The sequence below is a fragment of the Variovorax sp. GW823-FHT04B03 genome, assembly GCF_058796495.1.
In genome coordinates this window covers 510,777-526,626 of record NZ_JBXAIT010000004.1, presented here as the reverse complement: position 1 = coordinate 526,626, position 15,850 = coordinate 510,777, and the positions used below count along the sequence as shown (strand labels likewise).

The following is a 15,850-nucleotide window of genomic DNA, read 5'->3' as shown; positions in this document are numbered from 1 at the left end:
CTTTCTCTTCTCTTTCGGTTCGATCTCGGGTCAATCACGCCGCTGCAGGATGGCCACCGACACCGCCGTGCCCAATCCGCCGTTGTGCTGCAAGGCCAGGCGAGCGCCCTCGACCTGCCGCACGCCGGCCTGGCCGCGCAATTGCGTAGCGAGCTCGGTGATCTGCGCCAGCCCGGTTGCGCCGAGCGGATGGCCCTTGGACAGCAGCCCGCCCGACGGGCAGACCACCACTTGCCCACCATAGGTATTGCGCCCTTCTAGGACGAAGCCGGCCAGATCTTCTTCGGCACAAAAGCCCAGGCTCGCGCAACTGAGCAGTTCGTTACTGACGAAGCAATCGTGTACCTCCGCGACGTCGATGTCCGTTGGCGCCACCCCCGCGCGCGCGTAGGCACGATCCGCAACACGGCGCGTGGCGGCTCGGCTCAACGCATCGGGCACATTGGGCGGGTCAAGGTCGGTGGCGATGTCGCTGCCCATCTCATGAGCGAGGATCGACACCTCGGCGCGCAGGCCATGGCGCCGGGCGAAATCGGAGCTGCACAGGATCACCGCAGCGGCACCGCAGCTTGGTGCGCAGGCATACAGCTTGCGTAAGCGCCCCCACACGGTTGGGGCGGCCAGGACTTCATCCACGCTCAGCGGATCGCGGAAGATCGCGAAGGGATTGTGTTTCGCATGCGCGCGCGCCTTCACGGCCACGCGCGCGAACACCTCATCGGTCAGCTGCAATTCACGCGCAGCCCATTCGAGCTGAGAGCCGAACATCAGCAGCGCGGGCGGCAGTGCTTGCTCCTGCACGCTGAGTCCCATCGCAGCGATCACACTGGCGCGGTGGTGCTCGAGCGGGTCCGCATGCGTGGGAAAGATGCGGTCCAACGCGCCGGGCCGCATCTCCTCGAAGCCAACCGCCAGTGCGCACTCCGAGACACCTGACAAGATGGCCTGCCGTGCCAGGAACAGCGCCGACGAGCCCGACGCGCAATTGTTGTTCACGTTGGTGATCGGGATGCCGGTGATGCCGACGCGGTAGAGAGCGCGCTCGCCCGAGCACGAGTCGCCATAGACGAAACTTGCGAAGGCCTGCTCGACGAGGCCGTAGTCGATGCGGGCATCGGCCAGTGCCGCTTGCACGGCCTTTTGCGCCATCACGTCATAGGGTTCGCTGCGGCCAGGGCGCACAAAAGGCACCATGCCGACACCGGCGATGAGGGTTTCCTGGGTCATCGGTTGCTCGCTTTCCGCCTCGGCGGATCAGATGTTGCGGTCCTGCGCCGTCCAGTAGAGTGCGCGCAGATCTTTTTTCAGGACCTTGCCGTTGGCACTGCGCGGCAGCGAGGCCACGAAGTCCACCGACTTGGGCGCCTTCACACTGCCCAGCTTCAGCTTGCACAGGGCGATCAGCTCGCCGTCCGAGACCTGCATGCCGGGCGTCAGTTCGACGACGGCCTTCACCGCCTCGCCCCATGCGGCATCGGGCACACCGATCACGGCGCAGTCCTGCACAGCGGGGTGAGCCCAGATCACCTGCTCGACCTCGCTCGGGTAGACGTTGAAGCCGCCGCTGATCACCATGTCCTTCTTGCGGTCGGTGATGCGCAGATACCCGTCGCGGTCCAGGTGCCCCACGTCGCCGGTGTGCAGCCAGCCGTCGACGACGGCGTCGGCTGTCTTCTCGGGCGCCTTGTAGTAGCCTTTCATGACGAGGTCACCGCGCACGCAGATCTCGCCGGTCTCGCCGACGCCAAGCGGTTCGTTGTTTTCCCCCATGATCGCCACGCGGGTGAGCGGGCTGGCACGGCCGCAGGACAGCAGGCGCGCATCGCTGGCGAGTTGCCCGCCGACGAAGTTCTCCTCCGGCCGCTTCATCGCGATTGCGCCGGGCGCCTCGGTCTGACCATAGGCCTCCATCATCACGGGCCCGAACACCGCGATGGCGCGGCGCAGTTTCTCGGCCGACATCGGCGCAGCGCCGCACAGGAAGTACTTCAGCGAGGAAAAGTCGCGCCCCTCGATGCCCGGCATGTCCAGCAATCGGTAGATGACCGTCGGCGGCAGGAAGAACTCGGTCACACGGTGCGTCTCGATGGCATCAAGGAGGGCGGTGGGATCGGGTTTGGTCAGCACTACCACCGTGCCGCCACGTGCCGTACACGGCAGCGACAAGACACCCGCGGTATGCGTCATCGGAGCTGCGGCAAGGTTGACGATCTTCTCGTCGGCCCGGTAGCTGCAGGCGATCATGAACTGGGCGCAGAAGGCCTGGAAGCTGCGGTGCGTGTTCATCACGCCCTTGGGCAGACCCGTGGTGCCCCCGGTCGGCATCACGGCCACCGTGTCGTCGGGCTGGTAGGTCACCTGCGGCCTGTTGCCCGAATGGCCTTCGATCCATTCGGAGAGTCCTAGCGCCCCCGGCACGGGGCCTTCGATGCAGACGAACAGCCGGATCTTCGGCAGATTGGGGCGCAATGCTTCCACGGCCGGTGCGAAGGCTTGCTGGAAGAACAGTACCTCGCAGTCGAAGGCATCGAGCAACTGACGATTTTCTTCGAGCGCTCCGCGCGGATTGACAGGCATCCACGCCATACCGGCACGCCACAGCCCCAGGGTGCAGGTCCATGGCACCGGATGGTTGGCGGCCCAGACCGCGCCGACCTTCTCTCGTCCCTGGCCCATCGCCAGCAGGGCGTTCGCGATGCGGCACGAGAGCGTGCCGACATCATCGAAGCTGTAGACCGCATCGTCCATCACGTAAGCAGGTGCTTGCGGATCGATCTCCCATCCGCGGTCGAAGAAGTCAATGATGGCCATGTTGGGTCTCCTGTAGGCGTCGTGTTTTTCTCGGTGGCATGAAGTCTGCCGACGCGCATGATTTCTTTCGCCCCTCGAATGGAGGGGAGTGCGAGGGTGCCAGGATGCGCGAAGGCCCCCTTCCGTGATAGGGGCGAAACCTGACACGCCCCCTATGCACTCATTCGGCCCAGACGACGGATTCGCCAAGGGTCGCCCAACGCTCGAAATGCGGTCCGAAGCGTGTTTCGAACACGTTGCGACGCAGCTTGAACGTCGGGGTCATGAGTCCGTTCTCGACGGTCCACGACTGCGCGGCGACGACCAGAAAATCGAGTCGCTCGTGTGGGTCCAGAGTCTGGTTGACAGCTTGCCGCAGCACATCGAGCGTTCGCGTGAGTTCGGGACTTCGCGTAGCGCCCGGCGCCAGCAGAACGACGGCAAACGGCTGCGGAAAGCCCACGCCAGTCACGCAGCAGGCCTCGACCAGCGGATCGCCGCACAGCGCATTCTCGATGGGTGTGGGCGCCACGTACTTGCCCTTGCTGGTCTTGAAGATCTCCTTGGCACGGCCAGTGAGCTTCAAGTAGCCCTCGGCATCGATGTCGCCGACGTCGCCGGTGCGCAGGAAGCCGTCCTCGGTCATGACCTCAGCGGTGCGCTGCGGATCGTTGAAGTAACCGCGCATATTGCCTGGGAAGCGGACCAAGATCTCGCCGTCGTCGGTACGCCGGACTTCGGCGCCAGGTCGCGGCTGACCCACGTAACCCACTCGTCCCTTTCCAGGGCGGCTCGCATGCGTGCCCATGTTCTCCGTCATGCCGTAGATCTCAAGCAGCTCCAGGCCCAGGTCGAGATACCACTGATGCAGTTCTTGCGACAGCGGCGCGGCACCCGACAGCGCATAGCGCGTCTCGGCCAAGCCCAGTTGCGCCAGCACCTGCCGGCGCACGGCCGGCCCTTTCTCGGGATCGGCCAGCATCGTCGTCAACTGCGCAGGTGGAATGCGCGTCAGCACGGCCTGGCGGAACTTGGCCCATAGCCGCGGCACTGCGATGAAGAAGGTGGGCCGGGTCTTCTGGAGATCGGAGACGAAGGTCTCGACACTTTCGTTGAAGGTCACGCTGCAGCCGCTTGCCAGCGACACCATCTCGGAAAACATCCGATCGGCGCTGTGCGCCAATGGCAGGTACGACAGCATGCGATCGTGCGGGCCGAAGCCATAGTCGTCCATCAGGATGCCCAGCGACGCCCCCAGCGTGCCGAAGGTGTGCATCACGCCCTTGGGAACGCCGGTGGTTCCCGAGGTGTAGACGATGGTGGCCAACTCGTCGACGCCGCGCGAGCGCTCGCCGGTCAGCGGCGGCGTGCGGGCGATCACGGTGTCCCAGTCGGCCACGGGCTGGTCGGGCAATTCCCCGTCCGCGCGCAGCGGAAACCGCACCACCGGCATCCCCGGGGGGATGCCGGCACGCATGGCGCCCCAATCGTCGGAATCGAGCTTGCCCAGAAACAATGCCTTGGCGCCCGAGTGATCGAGGACGTGGCGCACCGATGCTCCCGTGAGAGAAGGATAGATCGGCACCGAGACATGCCCGGCCAACATGATCGCGAAGTCGGCGAGGAACCACCAGGCGCAGTTCTTCGACATGATCGCGACCCGCGAACCAGGCTCCCAGCCGAAAGACGCGAGATGCGCGGCCATGCGCCGCGCTTCTTCTGAAGCCTGCGCCCAGGTGAAGTGGCGCTCCTGTCCGCCGCCCAGGGGCTGCGTGAGATAGCGCTGGTCGGGCCGTTCCTGCACGTGGCGTTGTAGCCAGGCGCTGGGGTTGATGGGGGCGTGGATGTGCGGCATGTCATGTCTCCTCTTGCTATAAGTGTTCAGGTGGCGTTTCGGCCTCTTGCCTCAGGTCGTCGGCCTGAAATAGCGGATATCCCAAATATTGCCGTGTCGCTCTTCAGCCAGCACGGCGCGCACGCGCATGCCGACCTTCACCGCCTCGGGCGCGACTTCGCCGAGGTAGTGAACGAGTGCGGTGTCTGCGCCGTCGAGCTTGACCAGACCGACCACATAGGGAAGGGGCATTTGCTGGAGCATGCCGGGCTCGCGCACGATGGTGAAGGCCGTGAGCGTGCCGGTATCACCTGCATCCACCCATTCGTCCAACTCGGCGAAACATTCGGGGCAGCTCATGCGTGGTGGCAGGTAGCTACGGGCGCAGGCCGTGCAGCGGGTGGCCGTGATGCGGCCCTCGTCGCGCAGCGCGGCGAAGAACCGGCCGTTGATCCGGCCCACGTCGTAGTTGATGTCGCAGTACAGCACCGGCTGGCGCAGGACCATGGGCTCGGCGGCTTCGAGTTCAGCTGGATACATTGTCATTCTCCTGTCGGCACCCAATGCAGGATGTCGGTCATCAGACCCTTGCGTTCGTCACGCGGACGGTAGATCGCGCGCACGCGCATGCCGTTGCGTAACTGGCTGGCGTCGGCCTCGCCGATGAAATGCCAGAGGAAGCCGCTGGTGCGGCCTGGTGAATCGACCATCAGCTGGCCGACCGTGTAGTGGCCCTTTTGCACCGAAAGGTCGTTGGTGTCGATGAAGGGCATGTTGAAGGTCATGAAGCCGGCGACTGTCGCTTCGGGCCCCATCTCCACCCAGTTGGGGTCCTTGATGTTCTCGCCGTGGCAGACCGTGCATACCGCCTGGGGCGGCAGCATGCTGAAGCCGCAGTGGCGACAGACGATGCCGATCAGCCGGCCGTTGTCGCGCATCTCGCGCGCGAAGCGGCCATTGAACAGGCCCACCGGGTAGTCCATCGAGAAGTACGTGCGCAACCGCGTCGGTGGCACAGGCTTGTGCGTGGTATCGCTCATGGCTTGTCCTTGGAGAGAAGTAGCAGCGGGGTCCAGCCGGTGCCGCCGAACCCGGTGGCGATGCCCAGCCGGGGCTCGCGCGGCACCTGGTGCGCGCCGGCGTCGCCGCGGATCTGCAGCGCCAGTTCGCCGAAGCGCTGGGTCGTGGAGGGCACGCCACCGTTGGTGCAGGTGACGCCGCCGGAGGGATTGATCGGCAGCACGCCATCGATGGCTGTGGCGCCGCTGGCGGCCATCCGCCATGCCTGATTGGGCTCCGCCAGACCCATGGTTTCCATCCACACCAGCTCGGCCCAGGTGCAGGGCTCGTACATCTCGACCACGTCCAGCTGCTGAGCGGGTCTGGTGATGCCATTGCGCTTGTAGAGAATCTCGCAGGCCTTTTGCAGACTGGGCAGCACGCAGCGCTCCTTGGGTGCGATGAAGTCCTGCAGGGCAGACCAATGCTGCGCGGAATGGATGCTCACGACGTCCTGCACCCAGACCGGCTTGTCGGTGATCTGGTCCACCACATCCTCGCTAGCGAAGATGATCGAGGCTGAGCCTTCGGTGATCGGGCACATGTGCAGCTGGCGCATGGGCGCCGTCAGCATCGGGGATTGCATCACCTGCTCGACGCTGAGGCGCTCGCGCAGATGGGCATAGGGGTTCCGAGCGGCGTTTTCGGAGGCCTTGACGCGCGCGATGGCCACCGCTTCCTCGGGGCAGCCCGAGAGCTTGGCGTAGGCCGCGGCCATCAACGACAGCGTGCCGACCGCGCCGATGGCACACCATTTCTCGGTGAGCGCGTGCACGCCTGAGGAGATGCCAGCCTGCAGGAAGGGGCCGCGCGGCATCACGTCGCTCGGCGGGCCGACGAACTTCGAGGTGGTGGAGATCATGGCCACGTCGCAAGCGCCCGCAGCTACATGGTGGATGGCTGATATCGCAGCCGAGCCGCCGACGGTGCCGCCGGTTTCGATCTTGACCAGGGGTTTGCGGTAGTGGCCGACGAAATCGGCCAGCTCCATTTCCGATTCTGCAGTACCGGAAACCCAGTCGATGTCGCCGAGGACAATCTCTTCGACCTGCTTCATCGTGATCCGGGCATCCGCGAGCGCGCGGCGCACGGCCTGGTTGGCCAACTCCGCCTTTGTCAGCGGGCTGTGGGCGGTCATTTCGGTCTGGCCGAAGCCGACGATGGCGACGCGGCGCTTCATGGATTGACTCCCAGAATCATTACTTGGTGGAATTGCCCAGCGGGGCCGGAAGCGAGGTGTGCGAGGCCGGTGCGGGCACGGCCCACCTGGCGCTTGCCGGCTTCGCCGCGCAGTTGCAGCACAATTTCGGCGACCCGCGCCATGCCGATGGTGGTGTGGCTGGTGCCGGAGAGAGCACCGCCGGAGAGATTGACCGGCTGCAGCCCATCGTGGCCGCTGACGCCGGACTCCAGCCAGCGAGGACCTTCGCCCGCTGCGCACAGTCCCAGCCCCTCGTAGGCCATCAGTTCCTGGTAGGCAAACTCGTCGGTGACCTCCAGCAGGTCGATGTCGGTGCGCGGGTTGTCGATACCGGCCATACGGTAGGCCTTCTTGGCCGCCATGGTCAGCACTTCTGAGTCGGCGAGATCACGATCCCCCAGGAAATAGCCGTCGCAGCAGTTGGCCAGGCCCTTGATCCAGACCGGCTTGTCCGTCAACTGTCGGGCGCGCTGCTCATTGGCCAGCAGCATCACGATCGCGCTGTCGCCTTGCGGACGCGACTGCAGCGTGGTGATCGGGTCAGCCAGCATCCTCGCACCAAGCACATCGGCGATGCTGAAGTCGCCCTCGCGCAAGGCCAGGGGATTGTTGCGGGCGTTGCCGAGATTCTTGACCGAGATCGCGGCGAGCTGCTCCGGCGTGATGCCGTACTTGTGCGCATAGCGCTGTACCTGGAGCGCGGCGGCCTGTACGTTGTCCAGGCCCAAGGGCCGGCAGAAGAAGGGGTCGAACACCTTGTTCTCGATGGCATTGCCACCACTGGCCGCCGTCGAATCCTGGCCGACCGCGACCACGAGCACGGTCTCGAATTCTCCCGAGGCGATTTGCCAGAAGGCTTCAAGTACGCCGACGGCACCGTCCTGGTCCACTTTCTCGTCAGGCCGAAGATTGGCACCCGCCACATCGACGATCAGCGACGCAGAGAACGGGCGTGCGATGCGCGAGTGCTCATGGCAGATCAGACTCGCGTCGATGCCACCCTTCTCGTAGGCCGGCAGGAAGCGCAGGCCGGTTTCCTGCAGCACCGGCCGGATTGCCCGGTAGGCCAGCTCTTCGGGTGAGTACGCCCGCTTCTCGCTGTAGTTGACTTGTGCCATCGACACGATGGCTACACGGTTGGACATGTTCATCCTCTCTGGGTTGATCGGGCCCGGCCCTCGACGAGACAGGTCACGGGCAGTCGGAAGGCGCAGGTGCGCCGGCGAAGCGGTCCGCCATCCAGTCCAGGGCGAGCGGATAGCCCAACAGCATCCCGGTCGCGTGCTCGGTGATGCCGATGGTTCGGAAGCTCACCTTCGCCCCGCCGGCGCACCATGCGGTGAAGGTCTTCTTCGTGTTCTCGTAGGGCACAAGCTCGTCGAGCAGGCCGGCGTAGACGAGCGCGGGCACCGCCGGCGTGGCGGTGCCGGTGCGCTGCTGCAGGAAGCGCGCCTTCCAGTCGGAACGCGTCGAGATGCCCGGCCCGTCGACGAGCACCGCATCTCCCAGTCCCGGATAGCTGGCCGCCATGGCGAGCAGGCACTTGTTATTGCGCGCCTCGGCGATGATCGAGCGGCCATAGGGAGTCAGGATGGTGTCGAGGCTCAGCTCGGGATAGGCAGCGTTCAGTCCGATCAGCAGGTACGGGATTGCACCGCCGAAGAGGCCGCCGTTGTTGGCCGCGTACAGGCCATCAATGCTCGACGGCCCGGCGCCCGAGGCCACACCCTTGACCTTCAACGCTGGCGCATAGCTCGGCTGCAGCTCGGCAGCGATGGCCGAGGCGTGCCCGCCCTGCGAGTAGCCGACGAGGCCGACCGGTGCCTGGGCCGACAAGTTCGCCCCGCCCAGTTGTTGGGCCGCGATCACTGCATCGAGCATGGCCCGACCCGCAGGCGCCGCGACGCCATAGGTGTGGTCGCCCGGCGTGCCGAGGCCCTGGTAGTCGGTCATGGCGATGGCCCAACCGCGGGCCAGCGTCCAGCCGATGGGGCCGGCGATCGCCTCGTACTCGGTGCCGACGGCGAGTTGGTGCGACGGGGCGCAGCGGTCCGCAATGCCCTGCGTGCCCGACGCCCATCCGACGATCGGTCGCGGCGAAGACTGGAACCATGGCAGCCACGGCACCATCACGTTCCCAGTGACGGCGACGGCGTTGCCGTTGACGTCGGTCGACTTGTACATGATCTGCCAACCCCAGGCGGGCAGTCCCAGCGGCACATAGGCGCGCGAACGGATGAGTGTGCCGTGCGGCCCCTCGGGCAACGGCGACGGCGGCGCGTAGAAGGGGTCACCCGCCGGGTCCTGCAGCGGGCCAGCTACTGCGGCGGCCGACGCACCCAGGCAGAGCATCAGCGCGGCCATCCATCGGCCCAGCATCCGGCCCAGCGACCGGACGCGTCGAACCACCGGCAGATTCATCAAGCGATTCATTCTTTGTCTCCTGTTGTGTTGTTCTTCAGTGCCAAGGGCCGGCGAGTGGCGGGCCTCAGACGCCCCGGAAGGCCGGCGCGCGCTTCTCGCCATAGGCGGCGAGCCCTTCGCTAAAATCATGGGAGCGTGTGTGCTGCAGGCATTCGAGCAACTCGTCGCGCAACGCCAAGTCGAGCGGCTGATCCAGGGCGCGCTCGGCGATGGTCTTCATGCGGCGCAGAACCAGAGGGCTCTTGCCGGCCATGCGGGCCGCCAGAGCGGCAACCGCCGGCTGCAGCTCAGAATCGGCCACCACCTCGTTCAACAAACCCCAGGCCTGCATCTGCGCGGCACTCATCAAGTCGCCGGTGAATAACAACTGTTTTGCACGTGGCAGGCCGATCCGGCGCGGGAGGACCGCCGCACCTCCGCCGCCGGGGAACACACCGTAGTTCGCGTGGCCGTCGCCGATCTTCGCGCTCGCCGCGCCCACGAGAAAGTCGCAGCACATCGCCAGCTCGAGACCCCCGGCGACCGTCAGGCCGTTCATCGCGCCGATGACCGGCTTGGGCATATTGCGTAACTGCGAGAGCGTGGACAGGGTCAGGTCGGAGAAGTTCGGCTCGCCCGGGGCGGCATCGATGGCGCCGCGCAGGGCCTTCAGATCGGCGCCGGCGCAGAAGGCCCGGCCTGCGCCAGTCAGCACGAGCACCTTCTGCGAAGCGTCGGCCGCGACCTCCGTCAGCGCCGCCGACAGCTCCTGCAGCATTCGCAAGTTCACCGAATTGAGTTCAGCGGGACGGTTGAGCGTGATCCATGCGACGGACTCCCGCTGCTCGTGGATGATGGTCTGGTAGGTCATTGCGGTCTGTCTCCTTGCATGGACGCGTCGCAATGGTGCGGCGCCCCCCTCCCGGGCGCACCCCTCGTGTTGAGGGGGCGGGTTGCAGCGGAGAGCGTTCCGAGGAGGCGCTCCCTAAAATCCCTCGTGCAAGGAGCCCGCCTTTTGCCGCTCGACCACCTTCTCATTCCGACCAAGTTCGCGCCGCCGCGCATCAGCCCGCAATCGACCGCGCGGACCCGCCTGCTGGCGCGGCTTCGCGAAGCGCGCGACTGCCGGCTTGCGCTGGTGTGCGGCAGCGCGGGCTTCGGCAAGACAACGCTGCTGGCGCAGTGGCGCCAGGAACTGCTGAAAGCCGGCGAGCAGGTGTCGTGGCTCTCGCTGTCGCAGGAGGAGCAGCAATTTCCACAGTTCCGCGCCTACCTCCTGGGCGCGCTGCAGCAGGCCGGCTTGGCCGTTGAAGACAGCACCGCCCTGCCTTCCGAGGCACGCGCCGAGCTGCCAGTGGCGCAGACCGTCGCCACCATCGTCGATGCGGCCTGTCAGTCGAGCAAGGCCCTCTACCTCTTCATCGACGACTACCACCATGTCGACGACCCGCTGACGCATGCGTTGATACAGGGCCTGCTGGACCACTGTCCCGAGGAGATGCACCTGGTCCTCGCATCGCGCACCTCGCCGCCGCTTGCTGTGAGTCGCATGCGCCTCACCGGCGAGCTGAGCGAAATCGCCCTCGCAGACCTGCCATTCGATTTCCATGAGACGCAGGACTTTCTGGCCAAGCAGCTCGGCGAAGTTACGCCCGACGACGCGCGCCTGATCCACGACATCACTGACGGCTGGCCCCTGTGCGTGCAGATGATCTGCATCCGACTCAAGCGCGCGTCGGGCAACCGCGCGCTGCTATCACAACTGGTGCACCACCGCGGCGACCTGCAACGCTACCTGTCGGAGGACGTGGTGCGCGACCTGGCGCCCGAACTCGTTGACTTCATCGAGAAAATCTCGATCTGCCGGCGCTTCAATGCCGACCTGGTCCACTACGTCACGGAGAGCCCGCAGGCCCGGGCTCTGCTTGATCAGTTGGAGCGCGAAAACCTCTTGCTCCTACCCGTCGAGATCGACAGTCCCACGCCGTGGTATCGCCTGCATCCGCTGTTCGCCAGCTTCCTGCAGGAGCGCCTTTCAGCGCGCGATCCGCAGCAGGTGCGCGCGGCTCATGCGCGCGCGAGCCATTGGTTCGAGGCACACGGCTCGTTGATCGAGGCCCTGCGGCACGCCTACCACGCGGACGATCTCGAGGCCGCAGCTCGGCTGGTGGAGCGCGCTGACCTGCCGGTGCGCAGCATGAGCTTCATCAGCACGCTGCAACGCTGGATGAGTCAGCTCTCGGCCGAGGTGCTGATGGCCCACCCCCGGCTGCTCGTGCTCGGTTGCTGGGCGCTTGTCGCCACTTGCCGATGGAGAGATGCGCAGGCCTGGCTCGATCGGCTGCAGCAAGGTCAAGCAATGCTGGCCCCCGAGTTCGCCCTGCACGCACGCTACCTGCGCGCCAGTATCGCGCTTCAGCGCGATGACACCAGTGCCGCGTTGGCGCTGATCGCGCCTTCGGACTTCGATGCCTTGCAGGAACGGTTCCTGCGCCAGGCCCACCTAGCCATACTCAGCTTTGCGTATTGTGCGGAAGGCCGCTACGCCGACGCACGGAGCCTGCACCGCAACCTCGCACGCCTGTCGCGTGCAGAGTTGTTGGACGACATGGCGCTAGTGGCCGAGTCGACCTTGCTACTTAGCCATCTACTGGAGGGCTCCAACACGGAGGCGATCCGGATTGCCGGGCCGCTGGTTGTGCGCTCCGAGGACGCGCACGGCCGCCGCTCGGTGTCTGCCGTGAACTGCGCGGCTTTCGCCGCCGATGCGTACTACGAAGCTGATCGCCTCGCCGAGGCGCGCGACGTGCTCGCCCACCGCCTCGATCTGCTGCGCTTCTCGTCCCCGGAGCCGATGGTGCGCGCCCTCATCGCGCGTAACCGGCTGGCGGGCTTGCAACTGTCACCACTAGAAACGCTCCAGGGTCTGGCCGAAGACGAATCCCAATATCGCGACCAAGCGCTCGATCGCCCATTGGCGTATGTGCTGGCCGAGCAGGCGCGCCTACATCTGCGGCTTGGCCGCCAGGAGATCGCGCAGCAGATACAGGCCGAGCTCGATGCGCTGGCTGAACGCCATCGCGGCGCCGCGGGTTTCCTTGCCGAAATCGACGCCATTGCCGCGCTGGCGGCGGCGCGCCTCGCTCTAGCCGAAGGCCACGGGGACGCGGCATTGCCTGCGCTCGGGCGCCTGCGGCAGCACGGCGTCACGTTCGCCCGCCAAAAGAGCGTGGTGCTGGCCGACCTACTGTCAGGCTGCGCCTTCGATCAGATGGGGCGCGAGGCGGAATCGAGACACGGGCTGATGGTCGGCATTGAGGCCGCGCTGCGTCTGGGTCTGGTGCGCACCGTGTTGGACGAAGGCGAAGCCCTGCATGTTCTACTCAGGAAACTGGTGACGACGCTGGAGGCCGGCGACACCCGGGATTACCTCGCCGACCTGCTGCAGCGAGCCGACGCCGCGCGCACATCCCGACTACCCTTGCGAGAGGCTGCGGTGCAGGACCAAAACATGAAGCCGCGCGAGATCGAGATCCTGCAACTGCTCGGTCAATCGATGTCCAACAAGCGGATCGCGCTGACCCTGAATATCACGCTCGAAACCGTAAAGTGGAACCTGAAGAGCATCTTCGGCAAGCTTGGCGTTCCGAGCCGGTACGACGCGGTGATGGTGGCACGCAAGCGCGGACTGATCGACTGAGTCGTTTGCCGCAGGCTCCACTCGAAAAGAGGGGTGATCGCTTTTCTGGCGCACACCAGAATCTTCGTCGCAGTCCAGAGGTCGGACTGCTCCACACGAAAGATGTCGTATGGCAGAAGAAGAGCGCGCTGTGCCTGCCCCCGAAATGCTGCCGAGCGACGAAGAGCGGGAGATGTTGCGCGAAAGCCTGCGCCGTCTGCTTGAACGGCTCTGGCCCGCCGAGCGCGCCATAGCGCTGGCTGCCGACACGCAAGCGATTGCGTCGATCTGGCACGCACTGGCGGAACAGGGCGTGGCAAGCCTGGGCCGCGATCCGCTCGAAGGCGGTCTGCGCGAGATTACAGTGGCGCTGGAAGAACTAGGGCGTGCGGGCTGTCCCGCGCCGCTGGTCGGCGCCGTGCTTGTGAATATGGTGCTTTCGCCGCTGCGAAGCAGTTCGCAGGAAACGGATGATTTGCTGGACGCGCTCCATCGGGGCGACGCCACCATCGCCTTCGCACTAGGTAGCTTTGACGGCGATCCGTGCGCTGGCACGCTTCGGTGGAACAGTGATCGGTTGCAAGGGTGCGTGGACTTTGCCGAGGGCTGTGCGACAGCCACTCACGTGCTCGTGCTGGCCGACCAAGGTCCATTGCTGGTAGTTGTGCCGCGCGGTGCACCGGGTCTGGCCATCGAGGAAACGCCGGGTCTGGCGATCCCGCCCTTGGCTCGGCTGACCTTCGACTGCGTGGCCGCAGTCCCTTTGGCCATTTCGCAGCAACTGGCCGAGGATCTCCACCAGATCGCAGGGCTGGCCTTGCTGGCGCGCAGTCTAGGTGCTGCACAGCGCGGCTTCGACATGGCGGTCGAATATGCGAAGGAGCGCCGTCAGTTCGGCCAACCGATCGGCCGCTTCCAGGCACTTCAGCACAAGCTCGCGAACGCTCTGATGAGCCTGGAGGCTGCGAGGCTATTGCTGAACAACGCGGCCCGCAGCTACGACTTCGGCATGGACAACTGGCGTGTGCTCGGCGCGAGCGCGCGCGCTTTTGCCGGCCCTGCTCTGCGCCGGGTGGCGCTGGAGGTGCACCACACCTTCGGTGCCGTCGGCTACTCGGAAGAACATGAGGCACCTCGGCATTTCCGGCGAATTCATGCCGACCTGGCACGCCTGGGTGGGGTGCGCCGTGCCCGGGAGCAATTGGCCCAGGCGCTGCTCGACCAGGGGCAGGCACTTCCAGAACAGGATCTGGGGACTGCGGGCAATGCATTTCGCGTGGAAGTGCGCGACTGGCTGAAGGACAACTGGGTGCCCGAAAGCCGGGAAGACGAGATTGACCGACCGTACGAAGAATGGGGCTACGACACCAGGTTCACCGCATTGCTGGGCCGCAAAGGATGGAACAGTCTGAGTTGGCCCAGCGCCTACGGCGGCGAAGGCCGCACGCCCCGCGAGCAATTGGCTTTCATGGAAGAAATTCAGCGCGTCGGCGCGCCGATGGGTGGCCGTGGGGACATCCAGGCTCATGCCCTGATGTCGTTCGGCACGCCAGCGCAGAAGGCTGAGTTCCTTCCCAAGCTCGCTCGCGGGGAAATCACCTTCTGCCTAGGCTACAGCGAACCCGGCTCGGGCTCCGACCTCGCCTCGATGCAGACCACCGCCGAGCGCGACGGCGACGAATGGGTGATCAATGGACAGAAAATCTGGACCACGGCCGCAGAGAAAGCCGACTACATGTGGCTAGCGGCGCGCACCGATCGGACTGCGCAGCGGCCGCACGCCGGCATCAGCCTCTTCATCGTGCCAATGAAGACTCCGGGTCTCACGGTGCGCCCGTCGATGGCCATGTACGGGCACACTTTCTGCCAAGAATTCCTCGACAACGTGCGAGTATCTGCACATGCGCTTGTCGGTGAGGTCAACCAAGGTTGGACGATCCTCACCTCCGCATTGGCCACCGAGCGAATGATGATGGGCAGTTTCATCGCTAACGCGCGTGCCGAATTCGAATGCTTGGTCCGATGCGTGCGCGAGGTCGACGACAGCCTGCAATCAGGCCGTACCGATGGTGCCGTTCGTGATCGCATTGGAGCGCTCGCCGCCCAGGTCGAGGCCGGACGGCAGTTGTTCATGAACAGTATTGAAATGGCGGAGAAAGGCAAGGCCCCGATCCATGAAGCCGCCATGAGCAAGGCGTACACCGGCGAACTGATGGAGCAGTTGGGGCAAGTCTCGCTCGATATTCTGGGCGCTGCGGCGACGCTATCCAAGGGGGCGCATGGCGCGGTCGCCGCGGGCCGGTTCGAGCAACTGCTGCGTTTTTCGATCGTGACCGTGATCGGCGGTGGCACGGCGGAGATTCAGCGGAACTTGATCGCTCTGCATGGGTTGGGATTGCCGCGCTCCTGATCGGGGCTCGCTACTCTTGGGAAAAAAAAAGACCATTACGGATCTACCCGTCTTCCCCCCGAGCTGCACGCGGTTGAGAAAGCGACCACTTGATTGGGACCCCACCGAGGCAAGGTGTTTCTGAGAGAGAGAGAGAAAATTCGCCCTCATCTAGCTTTCATAAGAGAAGCGCACAGGCCGCCCACGGGCAAAGATGTGATCAATCCGAAACTTCATTCGGCGGCTCCCAAGAATGAGCGCTTACTAGCGGCCTATGCACTTTCCGTGAACTTCCGTTCCTGGTTGATAGTACCCGTCGAGCGAGGCCGAGGGATGCCGGCAGCCGCTGCATACCTGCCTCTCGCAGTGATGAACTATTGACCTGAGTGCAGCACGTTTTTACTGGTTGCTTTGCGCTCTCAACTTCCGATAACCAGGCGTTTACGTGCCTGTGGTTATCGTGGGTTGGCTGCGTCATCTGTTGGGCGGCGCAAA

11 protein-coding genes are annotated in these 15,850 nt (G+C 65.2%); 2 read left to right on the top strand and 9 right to left on the bottom strand.

Features of this window, described 5'->3' with window-relative positions:
• Positions 1-30 precede the first annotated feature (30 nt).
• From AC1RAD_RS19710 to AC1RAD_RS19670, 9 genes are all read right to left on the bottom strand, one after another.
• Positions 31-1,227: a thiolase C-terminal domain-containing protein gene (locus tag AC1RAD_RS19710; RefSeq protein ID WP_070064105.1), complete on the bottom strand. Its 1,197-nt coding sequence runs from the start codon at positions 1,225-1,227 to the stop codon at positions 31-33.
• A 27-nt stretch (positions 1,228-1,254) separates the two neighbouring features.
• Positions 1,255-2,811, bottom strand: coding sequence for a class I adenylate-forming enzyme family protein (locus tag AC1RAD_RS19705; protein ID WP_369632464.1), 1,557 nt, complete (start codon positions 2,809-2,811; stop codon positions 1,255-1,257).
• A gap of 160 nt (positions 2,812-2,971) precedes the next feature.
• A complete protein-coding gene (locus AC1RAD_RS19700) occupies positions 2,972-4,645 on the bottom strand; it encodes an AMP-binding protein (RefSeq protein ID WP_492736741.1) in 1,674 nt (557 codons plus the stop codon).
• 51 nt (positions 4,646-4,696) lie between these two features.
• Positions 4,697-5,164 (bottom strand): Zn-ribbon domain-containing OB-fold protein, encoded by a 468-nt coding sequence (locus AC1RAD_RS19695; protein ID WP_125948597.1) that lies wholly within the window; start codon positions 5,162-5,164, stop codon positions 4,697-4,699.
• A gap of 2 nt (positions 5,165-5,166) precedes the next feature.
• On the bottom strand, positions 5,167-5,664 hold the full coding sequence (locus tag AC1RAD_RS19690; protein ID WP_062469628.1) for a Zn-ribbon domain-containing OB-fold protein: 498 nt from the start codon (positions 5,662-5,664) through the stop codon (positions 5,167-5,169).
• Positions 5,661-6,863: a thiolase C-terminal domain-containing protein gene (locus AC1RAD_RS19685; RefSeq protein ID WP_062469625.1), complete on the bottom strand. Its 1,203-nt coding sequence runs from the start codon at positions 6,861-6,863 to the stop codon at positions 5,661-5,663. The genes AC1RAD_RS19690 and AC1RAD_RS19685 overlap by 4 nt, the downstream gene beginning before the upstream one ends.
• Entirely contained in the window at positions 6,860-8,029 is a 1,170-nt protein-coding gene (locus tag AC1RAD_RS19680; RefSeq protein ID WP_223301496.1) for a thiolase family protein, read from the bottom strand. Before AC1RAD_RS19680 ends, AC1RAD_RS19685 begins: the two co-directional genes overlap by 4 nt.
• A 46-nt stretch (positions 8,030-8,075) precedes the next feature.
• The gene (locus AC1RAD_RS19675) at positions 8,076-9,317 is read right to left on the bottom strand and encodes a lipase family protein (RefSeq protein ID WP_492736738.1); all 1,242 of its coding nucleotides are present in this window, start codon (positions 9,315-9,317) and stop codon (positions 8,076-8,078) included.
• A 55-nt stretch (positions 9,318-9,372) separates the two neighbouring features.
• Entirely contained in the window at positions 9,373-10,158 is a 786-nt protein-coding gene (locus AC1RAD_RS19670) for an enoyl-CoA hydratase/isomerase family protein (protein WP_062469617.1), read from the bottom strand.
• A 144-nt stretch (positions 10,159-10,302) separates the two neighbouring features.
• Between AC1RAD_RS19670 and AC1RAD_RS19665 the strand changes: the two genes are divergently transcribed.
• Positions 10,303-12,987, top strand: coding sequence for a winged helix-turn-helix domain-containing protein (locus AC1RAD_RS19665; protein ID WP_369632468.1), 2,685 nt, complete (start codon positions 10,303-10,305; stop codon positions 12,985-12,987).
• A 109-nt stretch (positions 12,988-13,096) separates the two neighbouring features.
• The gene (locus AC1RAD_RS19660; protein WP_492736735.1) at positions 13,097-15,376 is read left to right on the top strand and encodes an acyl-CoA dehydrogenase family protein; all 2,280 of its coding nucleotides are present in this window, start codon (positions 13,097-13,099) and stop codon (positions 15,374-15,376) included.
• Positions 15,377-15,850: the final 474 nt, after the last annotated feature.